We start from the raw sequence: 21,061 nt of genomic DNA, 5'->3' as shown, positions 1-21,061 counted from the left end.
TCAGCCGATTTCCTCGGGCCCACCGATTTTTTCCGCTCTGTCGCCTGCCGTCGCTGGCGGCACGAAACTGTCCGGACCGACTTTCAGCCAGATCAATATCGGCGCGGCCATATAGACAGAGGAATAGGTACCGATGAAAACGCCGAGGAACATCGCAGCGGAGAAACCGAAAATAACATCGGGTCCCCAGACCATCAAGGCAATCAAGGCAATGAGCATGGTCAAGCTGGTCATCACCGTACGCGACAGCGTTTCATTGACGGACAGGTCAAGCAGCGCAACAATATCCATCTTGCGATATTTCTTCAGATTTTCCCTGATCCGGTCATAAACGACAATCGTATCATTCAGCGAGTAACCGATAATGGTTAGCAAGGCTGCGACGATATTGAGGTTAAACTCCAGCTGCGTCAGCGCGAAAAACCCGAAGGTCAATGCGACATCGTGGAACAGGGCAAACAAAGCTCCGGCTCCGAATTGCCACTCGAATCGTATCCAGATGTAGAGCGAAATCGCGATCATCGCACCCACAAGGGACCAGATACCCTTGGATAACAATTCCTCCGAAACCTTGCCAGAGACGGAATCCACGCCATCAATGCGGACATCGGGATAATCGGCCTTTAACATCAGCGTAATTTCATCCGCCATCGCGTTCGCCAGCTCTGGCGCTTGGTCAGCTCCGTCGGGCAGCTTCATGCGGATCGATACCTCATTCGGTTCGCCGAAACGTTGAATGGTTGGCTCTCCATAGCCCAGCGCGCCAACTTTTTCGCGCAATTCGGTGATCGGCGCATCCGCGGTTTGGGTGAAGGTCGTGCGGATCATCTGACCGCCCACAAAATCAACGCCGAAATTTAAGCCACGCTGCGCAACAAGCGCCATCGAACCAATGATCATCAATATGCTGATAGCCATCGCAATATTCCGCCACTTCAGGAAAGCGATATTGGTGTCGTCGGGAACAAGTTTGAGAAGTTTCATGACCATTCCCTCCTATATAACCAGCTCTTGCGGGCGGGTCCGGCGCAACCATAGTGCAGCCAGCATCCGCGTCACCACAACAGCGGTAAAGACCGATGTGACAATCCCGATAATCAGGACCACGGCAAAGCCGCGAACCGGACCGGAACCAAAGATAAACAAAAGCAAGCCTGCGATGACGTTGGTAATATTCGCATCGAAAATAGCGCGCGAGGCTTCTTTATAGCCCACTTCCACCGCCTGGACGACACGTCTGCCGCGCCGCCTTTCCTCGCGTATTCGCTCGTTAATCAGTACGTTGGCATCCACCGCCGAACCGACCGTCAAAATGAAACCGGCAATACCCGGCAGCGTCAGTGTCGCGTTGAATATCGCCATGACCCCGAGGATAAGGAAAAGGTTCAGCGTCAGCGCGAAGTTCGCATAAAAACCGAAACGCCCATAAGTCACGACCATGAAGGCCAGCACAGCGGCCGTGCCGATAATGGCGGCGATCATACCCTTGCGGATGGAATCCGCGCCAAGGTCGGGCCCGACGGTGCGTTCTTCGACGACCTGCAGTTCGACCGGCAGCGCGCCAGACCGCAAGGCGATCGAAAGCTGGTTGGCACCCTCCACGGTGAAGTTACCGGAAATCTGAGCGGAACCGCCCAAAATGGGCTCGTTGATATTGGGCGCAGACAGAACGACGCCGTCCAATATGATGGCGAAGGGGCGACCGACATTATTCTGGGTCAGGCGCGCAAATTTTGCCCCGCCTTCTGTGTCGAAGGTAATGTTGACAACGGGGGCATTGGTTTCCTGATCAAAGCCCTGACCAGCGTCGGTCAGCTTGTCACCTGAAATACCGCCGAGACGCTTCACCGCAATATTGGGTAAACCAGCCGGGTTGTCGGGATATGGAAATATCTGGCTACCAACCGGCGGCCGTCCTTCAGCCACAGCATTGGGATCGGCTTCAAAATCAACTAGCTTGAATTCGAGTTTGGCGGTTTTACCCAATAACTCTTTCAGGGCTTCCGGATCTTCCAGGCCGGGGACCTGCACAACAATCCGGGTGTCGCCTTGCCGGATAATTGTCGGCTCCCGTGTACCCATTTCATCAATCCGGCGGCGGATAACGTCCGTTGCCGTATCCATCGCGTTATCAACGGCATTGTCGAGGCCCGCCGATGTCGGAGAAACAACGAAACGTGTATCGTCGCGTACTTCGATATCCCAATCCCGCTGGCCGGTTAAACCGGCACCTGTCGTAAGCGGTAATAGCGCTTCCCGGGCTGCATCCACCTGCGTGGAATCACGCACCATGAAGGACAGAACGCCATCTTTGCGAGAGATATCGCCAATATTGATCCGCGGGTTCGCACGGCGCATTTCGGCGCGCACGGACTCTTCCATCGTCTGCAAACGGGTTTCGGCCACATCCGCAGGATCAGCTTCCAAAAGGATATGGCTACCGCCGGACAAATCGAGACCCAGATTGATCGTCTCATCGGGCAGGAACGTTGGCCAATATTTGTGGCTTTCGCCAAAAAACAGGCTGGGAAGCGACATCAAAACGCCGAAAGCCAGTAGCAAAGATATGGAAATGACTTTCCAGCGCGGGAAATCTAACATCGTAAAACTATCCGTTCCCTAAACAGGTTTAATCGTTAGCCGGTTTGCCGCTGCCACGTGGCATGACGTCTGATAACGTAGCCTTAACCGCTTTCACGCGGATTCCCTTGGCGATCTCGACTTCGACATATTCATCGTCGACTTTCATCGCCTTGCCGACCAGACCACCGCCGGTGACCACTTCATCATTTTTCTGCACAGCGGCGATTTTGCCCTGATGCTCTTTCATCTTCTTTTGCTGCGGACGGATCAGCAGAAAATAGAATACGGCAAAGATCAGTACCAGCGGCATGATCGAAATCAGGAAACCGCCGGCTCCGCCGGAAGCTGCCTGTGCTGTGATCAATAGTGAAGTCATTTCAATATCCCCATTTAAACAGCCCGTTTTCCAGGCCCTTTGACCGCCAATATTGCTTGCGCAAAACGCCGGACATCAATGCTGCGCGCGCCTATCATGCACCCCGAATGAAAGCAATCGAATAGAAGACTGCAGCAATTCATCAAGAGACGCGCCTGGCGCTGCTTGGTAAATGGGAGAGAGCGGCCCCAAGATCAAGTGCTGCAAATTATGCTCGGTAAAGCGCTTGCCAAGCCCGTCCGACCACCATATATCCGCGTCCTCGGTCGGCAATGCCGCGCCGAAGGTCGGGACGTAGCGCAGCCTGGTAGCGCATCACACTGGGGGTGTGGGGGTCGGAGGTTCGAATCCTCTCGTCCCGACCAGTTTTCAGCCATTTTTCAAATTGCTGAAATTCTATAACATCGCTGTAAGTGCAATGTAAGTGCAGATTTTCTGTTTTTGTTCTCATGAAATGCTAGAATTTTGAAATGATGATCGTGGATTGCAATCTCGAGTGCGAACCAAATCGGTGAACTTTTTCAAACAAGAACCTGTTTGTGAGAAAACTAACTTTTAATCAGTAGGTCGCTGGTTCGAACCCAGCAGGGCTCACCATTATATCAATAACTTATATCACATTGTTCAAATGTTAGCGATAAATGGATGTTCAAAGGATTCACACAGGATTCACCGTTATCAAAGAGCGACAGATTGAATTCGCTTTTTGAATCCTCTGCCTGATCTGCAATCATCGAAGTTGAAGATTTGGCACACGGATGACTTGATGCCCTTCGATGGAAACATAGTCGAAAGATGGAGTGTTAAAGGTCTCTTTGGGTTCGGCTACGCCAACTCGAAAGAATGTACCTTAACGACCGTAATTTGGGCGGTTGCTGCCGGACTGCTTTTATTTCAACAAGGGCGCAGCCTTATGTCGCAAACTGGGTGGTAAGCTGCCATTAAAAATCGGGTGAACAAATGGTATCTGAATTCCAAAAAGCGGACATAAGAAATTCAGTGACACGCCTTCAAATCCCGGCTCAGCAGCCACCAATTGACGGGCCAAGCTGCAATAAAACCTGCTGGGATAGCTAATAACATGGCAATCCAAAATTGCGGCGCGAGTAAGCTCCCTGCCGTCATGCCGCCCATATAGTAATCGGTCGCATTCATGGCGATTTCCATGACACCGATGGAGACAACTTCCCCGATCCAGATAAGCTTCAAGGCCTGCATGAAGGTTTTTCCTTGATCGCGCATGACAGGAAGCAACCCAAGGGTGAAGCCAGATAGATAGGCAAGTGATGTTGCCAATATGATTGTCGACCAGACGCTCAATCCGATTGCCATTGCGATGATAAGTCCCGCGACCTCTCCGATCACACAGCCTGTTAGGCAATGTAGTGTTGCCTTGGCGGATGTCACAAAGGGATTAGCGCTATGTGCGGAGTGTCCTTCTGTGTGACACGTTACTTGATCTTTCATCTCATCCATATCCTTAAAACCAGAACCTCACGCCAACCACATAGTTGGTGACGCTTGGGTCTTCGCCATCAGCAATTGCAAAATCACGACTTCCGCCCAGTTTCCATTCTTGTTCGATGCCAACATAAGGTCCAAATTCCGGAGTGATCTCATAGCGAAGGCGTAGGCCAGCTTCGATGCTATCGATACCAGAACCAATTTCCAGTCCGGGAATATCCTGCGCAGATAAATTGATTTCAGCACGTGGTTGCAAGATTAGTTTTTGCGTCACGCGGTGATCATATTCGCCTTCAATGCGCGCAGTTAGATCACCCCTGTTAGATAGGAATGTCGCTATGTCTATTTCCAGAAAATAGGGAGCAACTCCCTGCACACCAACCACCAGATGCGTCCTGTCCGGACCATGAAAGTCCTGCCGGATACCTGTTTGAAAATCGAAAAATGGCCCAATCGCATGGCTCCATAGAGCCTGCACTTCTGCTTGCTCTATCGCTTCACCAAAGCTGCCTTCGCCTTCGCTCTTGAACCAGAGTTTATTGCTATCACCGCCATAATATCCTTGCGCATCCCAAAGATAGCCATCATTTCCTTGGCGGGCACGATACTCGGCTCGGTCTCCTTGAAACCAGAACAGCTTCATACCGCCATGTGTATTGTAGAGAGCCTTACGTGACGCCCGCATCGCTTCCTTGCCCCAAATACTATCCGCTGCATTGGGATATCCAGAGCCAGTACTCTCCGGCGGCGCGCTGGATTTCGGCGGCATATCGTGGCCAGAATGATCCATCTGGCTACGGTCTTCCTGTGCCATCACAGGCGAAGAAAGCGCACAAATCGCAGCAAAGATAAGGATGGACTTCCTCATGCGTCCTCTGGAAAGGTGACGCTGACCGTCTGCATCATCCCTGCGTGCATGTGATAGAGCAGATGACAGTGAAACGCCCAATCACCCGGCTCATCAGTCGTAACATCAAAAGTGGCACTGCTGCCCGGTTGAACGATCACGGTATGCTTCTTGGGCTGATGATGGCCTTGTCCGTTGACCAGTTCAAAGAAAACACCGTGCAAATGGATCGGATGCGCCATCATGGTATCATTGACCAGCTTGACGCGAACACGCTCATTATAGGCAAAACGGAGCGGGCTATCGCCAACAGAGCTATATTTCTTACCGTCAAAGGACCACATATAGCGTTCCATATTACCAGTCAGGTGGAGTTCCATCTCGCGGTCGGGTGGCCGTTTATCATGATCCATGTCCAGTGATTTGAGCATCTTGTAATTGAGAACACGGTGCGGAACATTGTCTAAGCCCAGCCCCGGATAGCCCATTCGATCTTGCGGGTTCATAGCCACCATATCAATGCCCGGTCCAACCTCTACGGTTTCCGGTAGCCGAGACACATCGCGCATCCTCATGCCGCCCATGTCATGATCCATTGTAGCAGGCTCAGGTTCCTCCATTGCACCATGGTCCATTTTTGAGTGATCCATCTTACTATGGTCCACAGGCTTCTCAACCTCCGCACCATGCCCGGAATGACCGCCTCCGCCATGACCATCATGTCCGCCTTCCATCATGCCGCCATGTCCCATATCAACCATGGAAAGCAGCGGTGGATCGCGTAGTTCCGGGAAGTTAGCACGCTGTCCCGGTCTCGATGTCAAAGTGGCTTGCGCCATACCTGAGCGATCCATGCTCTCTGCGACCAAAGCGAATGCATCGTTTGCCTTGGGTGTAACAATCACATCATAAGTTTCGGCAATACCAATCTGAAACTCATCCACCTCGGTGGGTTGAACATTCTGTCCATCTGCCTGCACAATGGTTAGAGGCAGTCCCGGTATGCGGATATTGAAGAAGGTCATCGCGCTGCCGTTGATAAAGCGCAGCCGGACACGCTCACCCGGTTCATAGGGAAGTTCCAGCCCATCCGCTGCTCCATGACCGTTGATCATATAAGTATAAGTAGGCGCGGAAACATCGGCGATGTCAGTCGGCATCATCCGCATACCGCCCCACATCAAACGCTCTTCAGCATTCATGTCATAATTATCAGACGAGGATTTTAGCCTATTGTTGAAATAACCTTCGGCCACTTTCAACTTCTTCATGATTTTATGCGGATGCATAGGCGTAAATTCTGAAAGCAGGATCACATGCTCTCGGTCATATTCGATCGGGTCTTTGCCTTCAGGATCAATGATGATCGGGCCATAGTGACCCATCTGTTCCTGCAATCCTGAATGGCTGTGATACCAATATGTGCCGGACTGGCGAACATCAAACTCGGCTTGGAAATGGCCGCCGGGTTTTATACCGGGGAAACTCAAACCGGGCACACCGTCAAACTGGAAGGGCAAGAGAAGCCCGTGCCAATGAACGCTGCTGTCTTGGTCCAGCATGTTGTGAACCATCAGCTTGGCGTTCGTGCCTTCCTGCAAGCGGATGATAGGACCGGGGATGGAACCGTTTAGGCCCATAGCATGTCCAGAGCGACCGGATGTGCTGAAACTGCCTTCACCCACATTCAAGTGCACCGTTGGGCCGGTTAAAACTTCGGAACCCTGCTTGAAAGCTCCATGGCTGGAATGGTTCATTTTGCCTCTAGACCAAGCTGGCATAGACAAACCGCTTGTTGCGGAAAGTGCTGCCAGACTGCCGATCATCTGACGACGGTTTAAAGAGAATTTGCTTTCATCCATGGGCCGCGATATATACCCCTAGTAGGTATATGGCAAGGACGACGAAAAATGGCAGAAACGACGAAACATGCGGACAAGCTCAATCGCTTGAACCGGATCGAAGGCCAAGTGCGCGGGATCGCCGGGATGATCGAGCAAGACCGCTACTGCATGGATATTCTAACGCAAATGCAGGCGGTGAAATCCGCGCTGGCCAAAGTCGAAAGCCAGATACTGAAGGACCATGCTGCTTGCTGCGTTGCCGAAGCAATATCATCGGGGGATGAGACAGAGCAGAAACAAAAGTTCGATGAATTGATCGAGCTTTTTGAAAAAGTGAAGCGTTGATATGATGTCTGCTTTTACGCGGCTTGGCAGATACTAGCGCCTGCCAATCTGAACGACGGCTTTTGGGGCGTGAGCAGAAGATCTGCTTTTATCTGATGAATGGGGTTAGCTGACAATCTGCTTTTGGCAAGATGCCACACGTTGCTCAACGACCGACATTGGGTGGCTAGCTGCCTGTCCGCTTGTGGAATGCTAATTAGCGGAAGCTGACATTCAAACGCGCTGGCGGACATGACAGCAATGCGCCCTCATTTCGAGCGTTCACGTGCATTTCCTAATTTGCTGAAAGCGGACGTACCAACCACCGCGGATGTGTGCGTTTGGACAAACCGAGTGTAGGGACGTTTCGGCCATTCCGGCCAAAGGAGATGGGATATGGGAATATCGCAATATGATCCTCGAGCTGGCAAGAAGCCACCTTGGAACGCTGGCGCGAAAGTTGGGCCAAAGCGGCCTTTTACGCAGAAACAGATCTGGGCTATGTGAAAGCACGGAAATGCGGAGGCTGGCGATCAGAATCGAAAAACGGTCGCCGATCGTCCGGATATTAGCTCAATTTGAAATGGAGAAGCAGGCAAAAAAGTCCAAATCAAGTTTGTGACCGCTGTGATGGTCCCGTTTTGCTAGCGCAGCTATTCCAAAACTTTTCCAATGGTCTTGCCCATCGCTTCACTCTCAACTTCCATCCGGTCAATGAACCGTCGTAGCCGGAGCACCGTTTCTGGCAGCAGGCGATATTCGAACAAAGTCAGATGCCGGAGCAATGTATTGCGTATAGCGCCGCCGCCCTCCTGAATTGGATCGCCCATCTCACGGAAATATTCAAGACCGTAGCGCAGGATGATGGTCACGTTGATAGCGAGGTCGGCCAATCGGTCCTTGGGCCAATCGAGCAGGCCGGCCGCGACAAATCCTGCTAGATAGGTTTGAAACTGCCGATGGGTCCGCTCGGTCCAGCCGCGCACGCCCTGCTGCACGATCTCATCATGCTCGCCGTAATCCGCTTGGTCGCGGTAAAGAAAACGATATTCGTGAAGCTCGTCAATAATAGCCTGTAACAGGGCGGTATATTCATCAACGATATCCGCTTCGCCGGTCGGCGCGCGCGACAGGCGTTTTTCGATATCCTGCGCGAACTTCTCGCTGATAGCGCGGAGGATCGCACGCTTGGCTTTGAAATGATACCAGAGATTGCCCTCCGAAATGCCGAGATGATACGCGAGCGTCGCACTGGAAACATTGCCATAACCGTTTCGGTTGTATAGCCGCCTCGCCTCCATCACGATCCGGTCGCGGGTTTTCAATTCAGTAATTCTCCAGCTTGACCATCATCTTCTTGTATCCGTGCACAAAACAGGCCGGGACGCGCTCTGGCTCTTCAAGCACATCCACCCGTAGTCGTCGCTTAGCCATTTCCTCCAGCAACACGTGCAGTTGCAACTCAGCAACCCGCGCGCCAACGCAGCGGTGGATACCATAGCCAAAGGACAAGTGTCGCCGCGCGTTTTCGCGATCAACGCGGATGCTGTCGGGATCGTCAAACACGCTCTCATCGCGATTGGCAGAGATATACCAGAGCACAACTTTGTCGCCCTTTTTCATCTGCACGCCTTCGAACTCGGTGTCTTCCATCACCGTCCGGCGCATATGGGAGAGCGGTGTCTGCCAGCGGATCAGCTCACTCACCGCATTGGGGATAAGAGACGGATCAACTTCCAGCTTGGCGCGTTCTTCCGGGAACTGGCTTAGACCATAAGCATAGGCGCTCATCGAATTGCGCGTCGTGTCATTGCCGCCAACGATCAGCAATATGAGATTGCCAATAAATTCTTCCTGGCTCATCTCGCTCATCGCGTCGGATTGCATCATCACCGAGATCAGATCCTTGCCCGGTTCACCGGCTGCCTTGCGCTGCCAGAGTTCGGCGAAGGCCCCAGCCATTTCCATAGCAATGGCATTGCGCCGGGCAATCCCACCCTCCTGATGGACCAGTTCGACATCGCCGAGCATGTTGGACCAATAGGTCAGCTTGTCGCGTTCTTCCCAGGGAAAGTCGAACAGCTTGGCCAGCATGCCGGTGGTCAGTTCGATAGATAGCTTCTCAACCCAGTCAAACGGTTCTCCAATGGGAAGAGAATCGAGAACTTCTGCTGTGCGTTGGCGCACTTCGTCCTGCATTGTCTTGACCTCGCTGGGGCCAAAGGCTGGAGCAATTGTCCGGCGCTGGGCTGTATGCTGTGGCGGGTCCATAGCTATAAATTGCGGCTGGCGAAACTCGTCCGGCAGAAGGCGATCCGGATAAAATGCTATCGAAATACCGCCATATTCAAACGAAGAAGAGAAAATTTTCGGCAGCGCCTCGATGTGGACAATAGGCTTGTAGGTGGAGACCGACCAATAGGGACCGAATTTTGAATCTGGGACATATTGGATAGGTGCATTTGCGCGCAGTTTGCGGAACGGCTCCTGCCAGCGGTCCTCTGTGTAAAGTTCAGCCAGCGAAACGTCGATTGGATCAAATACAGTTTTTTCAGGTGCCAGTGTTGTTGCCATTTACTTTCTCCTCCTCAATCGCTGCTGCGACTCTCCATGTTTAGGGTTATGACCCTATTTTTTTAGTTTGGCAATCTAGCTCTGCGGCTTTGATCCTAATTTTGGGGCGCGATTACTGCGACGGCTGTGCGCTTCAATACTTATTCGGCTCCAAATTCTGTTTCCTAGTGACTGTTACCCAGTCCGAGAAGTTATTCGGCCGTCCGCGTTCAACCAAGATAGTTGGGTAGGCAAACGCCCACAAATGCGTGGTGATTTCAACTGATCGTCATATCAATCTAATCTTTTGAAAGAAGATGGGGCGTTGAAGATGAAACAGAGTCAGCGGATATATTTACCGACTTTCAGAAGTACGAGATATGGGATCGTTGGCAGCGCGGGGAGTCGATAAGCTCGAGTGGTCGCGGGGTTGACCGGTTTCCTCATCGATTTGTCCCTTTTTGTCGCGCACTGACGGCATTCATCCACCAAAGTAGAAGCGATCCAGATTAGGTCTTACGCTTGCTGAGCGCGAAGCGATTTCCGGTTCAATTCGCCCATCTTCATCCCAAAACTATGATCAAGGCTTTCCGATGTTCATCAAGCTCTGTATAAATTGATCCATGTAAATCGCTAGATCCCGGTTGGGGACTTTGGCAAACTGCATTAGTGCGAGAGTATGTCCGCCGCCTATGAACAATCTGGCCGCTGCTTTCACATTGAGATTTTCGCTCAGTATACCTTCACGTTTGCCACGCGAAAAAACCGGTCGAGCAATCGAGTGTAGCTTGTCCAACAAAGTAAGATATCGGGGCCATACGCCAGCGCGAACACCGGTGCTCCAGTCTAGCCAAACTTTAATGATATCAGATTTCGTGGTCGCGTCGTTGGCAAATCGGGTTGCTAGCGTCGTAAGCGCTTCTTCCACGGATTTTTTCCCACCAAGCGAATCAGTGACGAGTTTGATCAGGTAGTTTTCTACTTCGTCGAGCACCGCTGACTCCAGATCCTCCCGTGATCTAAAATAGGAGTGCACGGTTGGTATCGCAACTCCGGCCAGCTTCGCGACGTGAGAATGAGTGGCACGAGCGACACCGTTCTCCGCAAAGGCTTGGAGCGCGCAGAGTGTCAATTGTTTGCGCCTGTCGTCCGGCTTCAGGCGCCTTTTCCCCAATTCGTGCTTGTATTTCAATATACTAGGCTCCTGATTGATGGCCGGCATCACCGCTTAAATCCGAGAGCGCTTGTGTGCCGGTCATCAAAAAAAATCGCAACAGATTTTCCTTGTTGACATTATACTCACTTATAACTGATACTATACTCAATAAAAATCATATATCATCAGAGAGGATGGCCAGCATGACACGAACCGGCACTGAAGCTGCGTATGCGATACCACTTGATAAAATCGACGTAAGCTCACCAGCGCTTTTCAAGGACGATTCGGCTGGCACCTATTTTGAACGTCTGCGCAAAGAAGACCCTGTCCACTATTGCGCTGAGAGTGCTTACGGGCCCTATTGGTCGATCACCAAATATAAAGACATCATGCATGTTGATACCCATCATGACATCTTTTCGTCGGCGGCAGGCTTCGGCGGCATCATCATCGATGACAATATTCAAAAAGGTGGTGGTGAAGAGGGGCTTGACCTTCCTAATTTCATTGCGATGGACCGACCGCGCCATGACGAACAGCGAAAAGCCGTCAGCCCCATCGTAGCTCCCGGTAACCTTGCTCTTCTGGAAAGCACCATTCGCGAGCGTGTCGGGGCCGTATTGGATAGCCTGCCAATAGATGAAGAATTTGACTGGGTTGATCGGGTCTCGATCGAAATTACCACCCAGATGCTGGCCACTCTCTTTGATTTTCCTTTTGAAGATCGCCGCAAGCTTACCCGCTGGTCGGATGTGACGACAGCTGCACCTGGCGGGGGCGTCGTTGATTCATGGGCGCAGCGCAAAGATGAATTAATGGAATGTGCGCAATATTTCCAGACGCTTTGGAATGAACGGGTAAACGAGGATCCAGGCAATGACCTGATTTCAATGTTGGCCCATTCCCCGGCGACCCGAAACATGACACCGGAAGAATATCTCGGCAACGTGCTGCTGCTGATTGTGGGCGGCAATGACACAACGCGAAATTCGATGACGGGTGGGGTTCTTGCGCTGCATCAGAACCCGGACCAGATGGCCAAATTGAGGGCCTCTCCAGCGCTAATTGAAAGCATGGTGCCGGAAATTATCCGCTGGCAGACACCCTTGGCGCACATGCGGCGTACAGCAAAGGAAGATTCGGTTGTTGGCGGTAAAACCATCCGCAAAGGTGACAAAGTCGTCATGTGGTATTTTTCGGGAAATCGTGATGATGAAGTCATTGATCGGCCTGACTCATTTATCATCGACCGCCCGAACCCTCGCCAGCATTTATCCTTCGGGTTCGGCATCCACCGATGCGTTGGTAATCGGCTTGCCGAAATGCAACTGCGAATTTTGTGGGAGGAAATACTCAATCGCTTCGACCGCATTGAAGTGATCGGTGAGCCCGAACGTGTTCAGTCGAATTTTGTTCGAGGTTACACCAAAATGATGGTCTGCGTTCACGCGCGATAAGAGTGAAGGAATACCAATGCCATTAGTAAAGTTTATTACCGCTCAAGGTGACGACCATCTTGTCAATGTAAATGCCAATTCATCAGTCATGGAGGCAGCCCGAGACAACGGAGTCCCGGGCATCGATGGCGATTGCGGCGGATGTGCAGCTTGCGGCACCTGCCATGTTCATATCGACGCGGCGTGGATTGAAAAAACCGGTCACGCTTCGGACGGCAGTGAGAGCGATATGCTCGAATTTGTGGAAGGAGCCGATGAATATAGCCGTCTGGCCTGCCAAATATCGATTACGGAAGAGCTTGACGGACTGATCGTTCGCTTGCCTCTCGCGCAGCATTGATTTCCGTTCAATGACCGGGGCCAGCCGGAAAAATAATTTCGACTATATAATCGTTGGGGCAGGTTCAGGCGGATGCGTAGTGGCTAACCGTCTTTCAGCGAACCCGGCGTTACAGGTCTGCTTGATTGAAGCTGGCGGAGATGACGATCAGATGCTGGTCAACGTGCCGCTCGGCATGGCTGCCATGTTGCCGACCAAAATCAATAATTACGGCTATCAAACTGTTCCGCAGCCGGGACTCAATGGCCGAAAAGGTTATCAGCCGCGTGGCCGTGTGCTTGGTGGATCAAGCTCGATCAATGCGATGTGCTATATCCGCGGCCAGGCCGAGGATTATGACGCTTGGGCGGCGGACAGTGCGCCGGGCTGGTCCTATGATGATGTGCTGCCTTATTTCAAGATGTCGGAATGCAATGAACGCGGTGAAGATCAATATCACGGCGTGTCGGGACCGCTTAACGTAGCAGATCACCGTTCACCCAACCCCGTTACCGATCTCTTCATCGAGGCTGCAGCGGAACAACAACACAAAACAACAAACGATTTTAACGGAGCCGAACAAGAAGGCGTTGGGCGTTATCAGGTAAACCAAAAGGATGGCCGGCGTTGGAGTGTAGCGCGCGGGTAACTAAGGAATTTTGAGTATGCCTTGTTGAGTATGCCTTGTTGGAAGATAAATGGATGACTGCGCAATCTAAGCCAGATGAACAGACGGGTGAGAAAATGCGGGTTCGACTTGTAACCCCTTACCAATTGACGCTCGGTATGGAATTGCTGGAATGCAGCAGCGGGCGTTCGATCAGTCGAATGAAAGCCAATAGGCGGATTGCCAAAGCTCCGGGAAATCCAAACCTTGATCCGCTAGCACTCTTGGGCTTTATGGACCAAGGATTGTCCCAATCGTTGCAAGGTTTGATTGGGACAGAAATCGGGATTTCAACTTTTGATTTGCGGATCGGACTTTTATCAGGATCTTCGATGGGAGATGAATTGACGTTGACCGCCGAAGCGGTGATGGTTGGTAAAGCATCTGCCACTGTAACAGGCAGTGTAACCAACTCGTCCCAAGATATCGTCGGAACAGCAACAGGCCTGTTTCGTTTGGGGAGCTTTCCGGGGGGTGCTCCGGCCGACTATAATTTGGTCGGTGATTTCGATCCTCAAGCAATGCCCGGACCGATGAGCACCAGTTTGGGCTTATCGGGCGCACCAGGCTCGCCACAAATTGCTGCAGGAAACCGGGCCGTTTTGGGCTGGGAGAGCGGAAATATTGTCCATGGCGGCGCCGTTGCCGCTGCGCTGATGTCTGCATGCCAGGGCCGTGTGGCAGGCGGTCAAAGTTCGATCGGCCAGCAGCTAGAGTCAATTGACATTCGTTATGTGCGTCCAGCCATAGGTTCGCGCGATCTATTCACGAACAGCTGTTTTGAACGTGAAGGCAAAGCCGCGAGCTTTGTCCGCGCCACCTGTTTCCATGAACCAGAGAAACCACTAGCCACAGCCATTGCAACCTTTGTGCGCTAGCGCATATTTGATTGGTGTCCCGGCAGGTATCAACGGTATAATTCGCCGTCCGATAATTATTAAATTATTTGGCCAGGACTGCAAAAAAATGGAGCGAATGGCCCCCACCACTCGCTCCGACTGATCCAACGGGAGAGAAGGATCAGAATCAGTTAGATTTTGGGATTGGAGGTGTTCAGCACACCCTTAGATTCCCGACCATTTTTTCCATCGCGTTTCGTATGATGGCCACGTCTGCGTTGGAAACGCCTTTGAACATCTTCTTATAAACAGCGTTAGCTTCTTTCCGAAGTTCCGGAATAATATCGATCGCCTTTGGACGCAGGAATATTCGCCAGACACGCCGGTCACCTTCTGCGGACCGACGTTCGACAAATTCCAGTTTTTCGAGATGATCAATCGTCAATCCGATCGTAGCCCGTTCCAGCTCAAGGCAATTTGCCAGCTCTGTTTGCGTCATTCCCTCGGTCTTGATTAGATAGGCCAATGTTCTCCACTGTGTGCGGGACAGGCCGAACTGGGCAATCGATTCATCAAATGCCTTGCGCAGAACTCGGGGTACTTCCTCCAGCAAAAACGCAAACTCATCGGTCTCATTAAGGAACCCGTCTTGCGCGTTGGCACTCATTGTAGCTGTTTCGGTTGTCATGATAGTGACCATATCGTAAATTCAATATAATATAAAGCTCTTTACTGTCTATCACTATACAGCCTATAAAATCGGTATGGATCATGAAGAGAGCACCTTTACGGGCCACAACGGCTTGAAGATTAAGGCAAGCACGACTGGGCAAAAAACCGGCTTTCCGGTAATGCTTGCGCATGGCGGCGGGCAAACCCGTCATGCCTGGGCGAAGGTACTGGATGAACTCGCCAACGCTGGCTACCGCGCGACGGCCATCGATATGCGTGGCCATGGGGACAGTGAATGGGCATCAGATGGCGCTTACGATATGCGCGATTTTGCGCGTGATCTAATCGCTATTTCCAAGCAGCTTGAAAATCCTCCAGCGTTAGTCGGAGCGTCACTGGGCGGAATCGCGGGTATGATTGCTGCCGGTGAGCTTGCCCCTGCAAGTTTTAGGTCACTCACCTTGGTTGATATCGCGCCGAAGATGGAAGCCGTCGGAGTATCGAGAGTGGTCGGGTTCATGCAGGCCCACATGACAGATGGATTTTCCTCCCCAGAAGAAGCTGCCAAAATTATCGCCGAGTATATGCCACAGCGAGAGAAACGCACCGGCACAGGCAAGCTTGATCGATATTTACGCAAACGGGAAAACGGGCGATATTATTGGCATTGGGACCCCAATTTTATTCACCATGTGACGCACGCTCGGGACAACGCTGCCGAAGCAAAAGAGAATGGTTTCGACAGGTTAAGCGCTGCGGCTGCCAGGTTGACACTGCCGGTTCATCTCATACGCGGAGGTTCCAGCGACATGGTCTCTGAAGAAGCTGTGGCCCATTTCCAAACGCTGGTTCCTAGCGCGCTTTTAACCGACATTGCGGATGCTAGCCATATGGTCGTCGGTGACCGCAATGATGCGTTTTGTTCGGCGATAATCTCCTTTTTGAATGCGACCCACAATCGCGGTGCCGCAGCATGAAATATGATACGGAAAATCTTGCTGACGTAATGCAGATTGCGCCTTTCCATCGCTGGTTGGGTCTGAAAATTGTTCAGCAAAACAACGATCAACTGGAACTGGAAATGCCGTGGCGGGACGAACTCGTATCTAATCCCGTGATTGGAGCCGTGCACGGCGGCATATTGGCGTCTCTGATCGATTTAACCGGGCTTTATGCGATTATTGCTGCAGGGGGTATTGCCAGGGCGACCGTGGATCTGAGGGTAGATTATCATCGGGCAGCCACCAACGGCCCGCTTCGTGCAATTGGGCAGGTCGTGAAGCTAGGAAAAACCATAAGCACCGCAGACACCCGCATTTTAGATGATGATGATCGCTTGGTAGCCAGCGGGCGCGGGACATATTTGAGCACGTAAATGGGTGTCAAAAATATCATATTTCTCTTGTCTGTAGCCATGCTGGGCTTGGTTTCGGGCTGTGCGAACGACGATACTGCGAATGCCAATGATGATGACATTCAAACAAGCGCCGCATTCGAAGTAGACTTTCTGATAGCGAAGTCCGAACCTTTGGCCGATCCTGTCGAGGTTTTTGGAACGATTGCGGCCAAGCAGAGCAGCGCAATCGGCGCTCTCGTGGAAGGACCGCTTGAAACTATGTTTGTGACCGTCGGCGATAGGGTCAAAAAGGGCCAAGCGCTTTTCCAGATCAGGCAAGCAGATTATAAAAGACGTGTTGCAGAAGCATCCGCAGCGCTGCGTTTAACGGAAGCACAGGCTATACAGGCCCAGCGCCAATATGACCGCGTAATTGCGCTTGCCCCGAGAGGCTTCGTGTCAAAAGCGCAAGTCGAACAGGTCGAAACGGACTTAGCCGTCGCCAGAGCACAAGTATCTCAATCGCAATCGCTACTGGCCACGGCCAAACAGGCGCTGCGCGATACTGTTGCCCGCGCTCCATATAACGGCGTCGTTACAGCCAGATTGGTCGATGAGGGGTCCTATCTCAACAATCGCTTTTCGATGGGTGAACAATCTGCAGCCTTGCAACTACAGGAATTAGAAATAGTGGCAGCAATCGTCAGTGCTCCGCAGGCCCGGGTTGATGATTTCAAGCTCAACCAGAAGGCAAAAGTTTATATTGATGGCTTTGATGAGCCTTTCGACAGCTTTGTGTTCATCATCAATGACCGGGTTGACCCGGAATCCCGGACGGTCGAATTGCGATTGCCGATAAGAAATCCTGACTATCGGATCAGTAGCGGACTTGGAGCGCGCGCACTAATCGAAACGCCTCCAGAAGACGTGATTATTCTGCCTAGATCAACAGTTAAAGGCGACAGCGCTGCTGCATATATATTCTTGTTTGAGAAAGGCATCGCACGCCGAAGGGATGTAAAGGTCGAAAGCATAGATTTCGAACGGGTCAAGGTCACCCAGGGCGTCCGGACCGGCGAAAAAATCATCCAAAACCCACCATCCACTTTGCGCGATGGGCAAAAAGTAGAGCGCAAGCAAAGAAAGCCTGCACGGTAAGCTGATGTGGATTTCTGATGTCTCGATCCGGCGTCCCGTTTTTGCGACAATGGTGATTGCTTCGCTAGTCGTTCTGGGTCTGTTGAGTTTCGGGAGACTGGGTGTTGATCTGTTCCCCAAAATCGAATTCCCTTATGTTTCGGTAACAACGACTTTGCCCGGCGCGTCTCCAGATACGATCGAGACTGAAATCACCGACGTTATCGAGGAAGAGGTCAACAGCGTTTCTGGCATTCGGCAAATGCGTTCAGTCAGCGCCGAAGGCGTCAGTCAGGTCGTGTTGGAGTTTGAGTTGTCGGAAGATGCCGACGTCAAGGCCCAGGATGTCAGGGACCGGGTGGCCAGCATATTAAGCAATTTGCCGGAAGAATCGGACGCGCCTATTGTCGAAAAGCTTGATCCGGACGCAGCGCCGATACTGTCGCTGCTTATCGCAGGAGATGCGCCGGTCCGAGAACTCACGGTCTTTGCCGATGAGGTCGTTAAAGAGAGGCTTCAGCGTATTCGCGGCGTAGGTTCTATCTCCATTGTAGGTGGGCGCGAGAGAGAAATGCGGGTCTGGCTTGATCCGGCAAAAATGCGGGCAAGCGCTATTAGCACGGATAATGTCGTAGCCGCCTTGAGAAACGAAAATGCCGAGTTGCCGGGCGGCCGCCTTGAGATTGATGGTCGCAGCAAGCAATATGGGACCAGAACATTGGCGGAAGCCAATACAGCCTCGGAATTTGGCAATCTCGCGGTAGCATATCGGCCCAACGGACAGGTCACACGGGTCCGCGATATCGGTCGCGTGGAAGACTCGGTCGAGGATGAAACCAGCTATGCCCAATTAAATGGTCGCCCCGGGGTTGTGCTTGAGGTTCGCAAGCAATCTGGAAGCAATACCGTTGCAATGACCAGAGCAATCAAAGCGGAAATCGAGCAGATCAAGGACCAGCTGCCGAGCGGGGTTGAAATTGTTGTCACGAGAGAAACAGCGAGATTCATCGAATCGGCCATTGGTGATGTTTTGTTTGATCTGATGATCGCGGTGGTATTGGTTGTTTTTGTCACATTCTTTTTTCTGCTCAGCTGGCGGGCAACTTTTATCGTTATGCTGGCCATCCCGACTTCCGTTATTGCCACGTTCGCTGCCTTTGCCGCCTTCGATTTTACGCTTAATTTCATGACATTATTGGCCTTGACGGTCGCGATTGGATTGCTTGTTGATGACGCTATCGTCGTTGTTGAAGCCGTGCAAAGCGATGTCGATGAAGGCGCTGATCCAATGGAGGCCGCACCAAAAGCAACCAAGCGGGTCGCATTGGCGGTGCTTGCCGGGACATTTGCCACGTTGGCAGTGTTTGTGCCTATTGCCTTTATGGAAGGGATAGTCGGACGTTTCTTTTTTCAATATGGCTTGGCGATAGTATTTTCGGTTAGCGTCTCATTGCTGGTGGCGCTTACCCTGTCGCCCATGCTTGCGTCTCGATTCCTGAAATCGGAAAAAGAGAAAACAGGCTGGCTGGGAAAAATTGAAATCTTCCACGAGATCATGCGGATGCGATACGAGCAGCTTGTAGGTTGGTCGATCAGGAGACGATATCTCGTTTTTTTGGGAGCAATCATAAGCCTTTTGATCGGAGGTCTTTTTGCAGGTATGGTTCCTGCCACATTCATGCCACTCACAGATAGGTCAGAGTTCCTCGCAAGTGTTGAACTACCTTTGGGAACGGGGATTGAAACTGCTAAAGAGGCATCGTTGCTTGCCGACCAGGCATTGCGCAAAATTGAAGATGTAGAATATGTTTTTGTAACCATAGGGGCAGGAACCAATCAGAAAACCAACTTGCTCGATTTCTATTTTGATCTCAGTCCCAAACAGGGTCGATCAGTCGAGCAGGGTGCCATCATGGACCAAGCGCGTGAGGTCCTTGCAAAGACGCTGCCAGAAGCCACGGATATTTCGGTTGTAGAAGTTCCATGGGTTTCCGGTGCCGGTGTGGGATCGGCTCAGATAGAGCTTATAATTTCTGGCTCCGACCTTACGACGATCAACGAATATGCAAATATCATCGCGGAGGAAATGCGCGCTACCCCAGAATTGGTGGATGTCGCCTCTACTTATGAAGGCGGCAGGCCGGAATTGCAGATCAGATTAGACCGCAATCGGGCCGCAGATTTAGGGGTGACGGCACGGGACGTCGCAGCAGCATCGCGAACTTTAATTGGCGGGAGTGATGCGGGAACATTTGAAGCCGACGGCAGACGCTATGATGTGAGAGTGCGAGTGGATGAAGATAAACGGCAAACTTTGAACGACATTGCCCGGCTTCCGGTTCGATCAGGAAGTGGTAGTTTGGTCGATCTTGCGGCAGTTGCAGATATTGAAGTTGCCGACAGCCCAGCTCAGATTGATCGCGTGGACCGAGCGAGGCAAATTACAGTCATGGCAAACACGCCGCCCGGCGTAGCATTGAGCGTCGCTGTCGGTCAGGTTGAAGAAATCCTGATCAACAATCCCCCACCTGAAGGAATGTCGACCAAAATGGAGGGTATGGCGCGGAGGCTGGCAGACACAACTTCTGCCATATTGCTGGCATTCGCGCTTGCTTTTGTGACCCTATACATTGTCCTTGCCAGCCAATTTAACAGCTTCGGACAACCTGTCCTGATCATGCTTACGGCTCCCCTTTCTTTTTCCGGGGCTTTTATCGCACTTTGGCTTTCGAACCAGGAATTGAGCATGTTCGCCCAAATCGGAATGATTGCCCTGATGGGGATCGTGATGAAAAACGGGATTCTTCTGGTGGACCTTGCCAATGAATATCGACGGGGAGGTATGGTCGCAGCGGAGGCCATGCAAAAAGCCGCACCCGAACGGCTCCGGCCAGTGTTAATGACGGCTCTGGCAGCAATTTTCGGAATGATGCCTGTCGCCTTTGCTCAGTCGGATGGAGCCGAATGGCGCAATGCCATGGGCTTTATCATTATGGGCGGATTAGCGACATCGACCTTTTTGACATTGTTGGTAGTGCCTGCTGCATATGCTTTGCCCGATGACTATGCTCGGTTCAAAACTCGCGTACGCGCAAAGCTATCGGGAGGATTTTGAAGGGCCCCTCGGGCTTAGTCAAATTGTCTTATCACATTGTCAACGTCACCTTTTGCAGATGCCGCTGCAACACACGTGATCGGTGTCATAGTTGGCGCTCCACAATCAGCCAATCCAAACCAATCGAATCCTTTTCATCGGTTTGAGCCATTTATTGCAGTCCCATATGGAAGCCGCCGCTTGTTCGCTGCCTTTGCAGTTTGGCAATCATCAAAGTCCGCTTTGGCGAAGCCCAATGTCGAAAGCGCAGTCGGCAAACGGCCGATTACGAGCCTTCATGTTCTGTCCGATTTAGTGGCAGGTTTTAGGTAACAGAAGTTTCGCGCTAAACGACCGCAAGTAGGGCGTTAGCGGAAGGGCAGCTTTATG

At 51.8% G+C, this 21,061-nt stretch carries 19 protein-coding genes and 1 tRNA gene; 10 read left to right on the top strand and 10 right to left on the bottom strand.

Going from position 1 to position 21,061, the window contains the following annotated elements; translation table 11 throughout:
- From secF to yajC, 3 genes are read right to left on the bottom strand one after another with little or no spacing between them, the layout of a single operon-like run.
- Entirely contained in the window at window positions 1–984 is a 984-nt protein-coding gene (secF, locus tag ACO6S1_RS11735) for a protein translocase subunit SecF (protein WP_422342881.1), read from the bottom strand.
- Between the two features lie 12 nt (window positions 985–996).
- Window positions 997–2,601, bottom strand: coding sequence for a protein translocase subunit SecD (gene secD, locus ACO6S1_RS11730; RefSeq protein WP_422342880.1), 1,605 nt, complete (start codon window positions 2,599–2,601; stop codon window positions 997–999).
- Window positions 2,602–2,629: 28 nt separating this feature from the next.
- A complete protein-coding gene (gene yajC, locus ACO6S1_RS11725) occupies window positions 2,630–2,959 on the bottom strand; it encodes a preprotein translocase subunit YajC (RefSeq protein ID WP_422342879.1) in 330 nt (109 codons plus the stop codon).
- Window positions 2,960–3,247: 288 nt separating this feature from the next.
- On the opposite strand from yajC, the gene ACO6S1_RS11720 reads away from it, so the two are divergent.
- Window positions 3,248–3,324, top strand: a tRNA-Pro gene (locus ACO6S1_RS11720).
- 631 nt (window positions 3,325–3,955) lie between these two features.
- Here the strand turns inward: ACO6S1_RS11720 and ACO6S1_RS11715 are convergent.
- From ACO6S1_RS11715 to ACO6S1_RS11705, 3 genes are read right to left on the bottom strand one after another with little or no spacing between them, the layout of a single operon-like run.
- The gene (locus ACO6S1_RS11715) at window positions 3,956–4,435 is read right to left on the bottom strand and encodes a DUF4396 domain-containing protein (protein WP_422342878.1); all 480 of its coding nucleotides are present in this window, start codon (window positions 4,433–4,435) and stop codon (window positions 3,956–3,958) included.
- A gap of 4 nt (window positions 4,436–4,439) precedes the next feature.
- Window positions 4,440–5,291, bottom strand: a complete 852-nt coding sequence (locus ACO6S1_RS11710; RefSeq protein ID WP_422342877.1) for a copper resistance protein B — start codon at window positions 5,289–5,291, stop codon at window positions 4,440–4,442.
- Window positions 5,288–7,096, bottom strand: coding sequence for a copper resistance system multicopper oxidase (locus ACO6S1_RS11705; RefSeq protein WP_422346183.1), 1,809 nt, complete (start codon window positions 7,094–7,096; stop codon window positions 5,288–5,290). Before ACO6S1_RS11705 ends, ACO6S1_RS11710 begins: the two co-directional genes overlap by 4 nt.
- Window positions 7,097–7,180: 84 nt before the next feature.
- On the opposite strand from ACO6S1_RS11705, the gene ACO6S1_RS11700 reads away from it, so the two are divergent.
- Entirely contained in the window at window positions 7,181–7,459 is a 279-nt protein-coding gene (locus tag ACO6S1_RS11700; RefSeq protein WP_422342876.1) for a metal-sensitive transcriptional regulator, read from the top strand.
- 632 nt (window positions 7,460–8,091) lie between these two features.
- Here the strand turns inward: ACO6S1_RS11700 and ACO6S1_RS11695 are convergent.
- The 3 genes from ACO6S1_RS11695 to ACO6S1_RS11685 all read right to left on the bottom strand — a co-directional run bounded on the left by ACO6S1_RS11695 (window position 8,092) and on the right by ACO6S1_RS11685 (window position 11,183).
- Window positions 8,092–8,763 carry a TetR/AcrR family transcriptional regulator gene (locus tag ACO6S1_RS11695; RefSeq protein ID WP_422342875.1) on the bottom strand — a complete coding sequence of 224 codons (672 nt, stop codon included), beginning with the start codon at window positions 8,761–8,763 and terminating at the stop codon, window positions 8,092–8,094.
- A 1-nt stretch (window position 8,764) separates the two neighbouring features.
- Window positions 8,765–10,012 carry a cytochrome P450 gene (locus ACO6S1_RS11690; protein ID WP_422342874.1) on the bottom strand — a complete coding sequence of 416 codons (1,248 nt, stop codon included), beginning with the start codon at window positions 10,010–10,012 and terminating at the stop codon, window positions 8,765–8,767.
- A gap of 559 nt (window positions 10,013–10,571) precedes the next feature.
- The gene (locus ACO6S1_RS11685) at window positions 10,572–11,183 is read right to left on the bottom strand and encodes a TetR/AcrR family transcriptional regulator (RefSeq protein ID WP_422342873.1); all 612 of its coding nucleotides are present in this window, start codon (window positions 11,181–11,183) and stop codon (window positions 10,572–10,574) included.
- Window positions 11,184–11,350: 167 nt separating this feature from the next.
- On the opposite strand from ACO6S1_RS11685, the gene ACO6S1_RS11680 reads away from it, so the two are divergent.
- From ACO6S1_RS11680 to ACO6S1_RS11665, 4 genes are read left to right on the top strand one after another with little or no spacing between them, the layout of a single operon-like run.
- On the top strand, window positions 11,351–12,607 hold the full coding sequence (locus ACO6S1_RS11680; RefSeq protein ID WP_422342872.1) for a cytochrome P450: 1,257 nt from the start codon (window positions 11,351–11,353) through the stop codon (window positions 12,605–12,607).
- Between the two features lie 16 nt (window positions 12,608–12,623).
- Window positions 12,624–12,947, top strand: coding sequence for a 2Fe-2S iron-sulfur cluster-binding protein (locus ACO6S1_RS11675; RefSeq protein WP_089132075.1), 324 nt, complete (start codon window positions 12,624–12,626; stop codon window positions 12,945–12,947).
- 10 nt (window positions 12,948–12,957) lie between these two features.
- Window positions 12,958–13,575, top strand: a complete 618-nt coding sequence (locus ACO6S1_RS11670; RefSeq protein ID WP_422342871.1) for a GMC family oxidoreductase — start codon at window positions 12,958–12,960, stop codon at window positions 13,573–13,575.
- A gap of 53 nt (window positions 13,576–13,628) precedes the next feature.
- Window positions 13,629–14,471 (top strand): acyl-CoA thioesterase domain-containing protein, encoded by an 843-nt coding sequence (locus ACO6S1_RS11665; RefSeq protein ID WP_422342870.1) that lies wholly within the window; start codon window positions 13,629–13,631, stop codon window positions 14,469–14,471.
- 175 nt (window positions 14,472–14,646) lie between these two features.
- On the opposite strand, the gene ACO6S1_RS11660 is transcribed toward ACO6S1_RS11665, so the two are convergent.
- Window positions 14,647–15,120, bottom strand: coding sequence for a MarR family winged helix-turn-helix transcriptional regulator (locus ACO6S1_RS11660; RefSeq protein ID WP_422342869.1), 474 nt, complete (start codon window positions 15,118–15,120; stop codon window positions 14,647–14,649).
- A 115-nt stretch (window positions 15,121–15,235) separates the two neighbouring features.
- Between ACO6S1_RS11660 and ACO6S1_RS11655 the strand changes: the two genes are divergently transcribed.
- From ACO6S1_RS11655 to ACO6S1_RS11640, 4 genes are read left to right on the top strand one after another with little or no spacing between them, the layout of a single operon-like run.
- Window positions 15,236–16,081, top strand: a complete 846-nt coding sequence (locus ACO6S1_RS11655; protein WP_422342868.1) for an alpha/beta fold hydrolase — start codon at window positions 15,236–15,238, stop codon at window positions 16,079–16,081.
- Window positions 16,078–16,479, top strand: a complete 402-nt coding sequence (locus ACO6S1_RS11650) for a hotdog fold thioesterase (protein ID WP_422342867.1) — start codon at window positions 16,078–16,080, stop codon at window positions 16,477–16,479. The genes ACO6S1_RS11655 and ACO6S1_RS11650 overlap by 4 nt, the downstream gene beginning before the upstream one ends.
- On the top strand, window positions 16,480–17,598 hold the full coding sequence (locus ACO6S1_RS11645) for an efflux RND transporter periplasmic adaptor subunit (protein ID WP_422342866.1): 1,119 nt from the start codon (window positions 16,480–16,482) through the stop codon (window positions 17,596–17,598).
- 4 nt (window positions 17,599–17,602) lie between these two features.
- Window positions 17,603–20,692, top strand: a complete 3,090-nt coding sequence (locus tag ACO6S1_RS11640; RefSeq protein WP_422342865.1) for an efflux RND transporter permease subunit — start codon at window positions 17,603–17,605, stop codon at window positions 20,690–20,692.
- The last annotated feature ends 369 nt before the right edge of the window (window positions 20,693–21,061 follow it).

It is taken from the genome of Parasphingorhabdus sp. (assembly GCF_965233695.1).
GTDB lineage: Bacteria > Pseudomonadota > Alphaproteobacteria > Sphingomonadales > Sphingomonadaceae > Parasphingorhabdus.
This window is presented reverse-complemented; position numbering and strand designations above follow the sequence as displayed.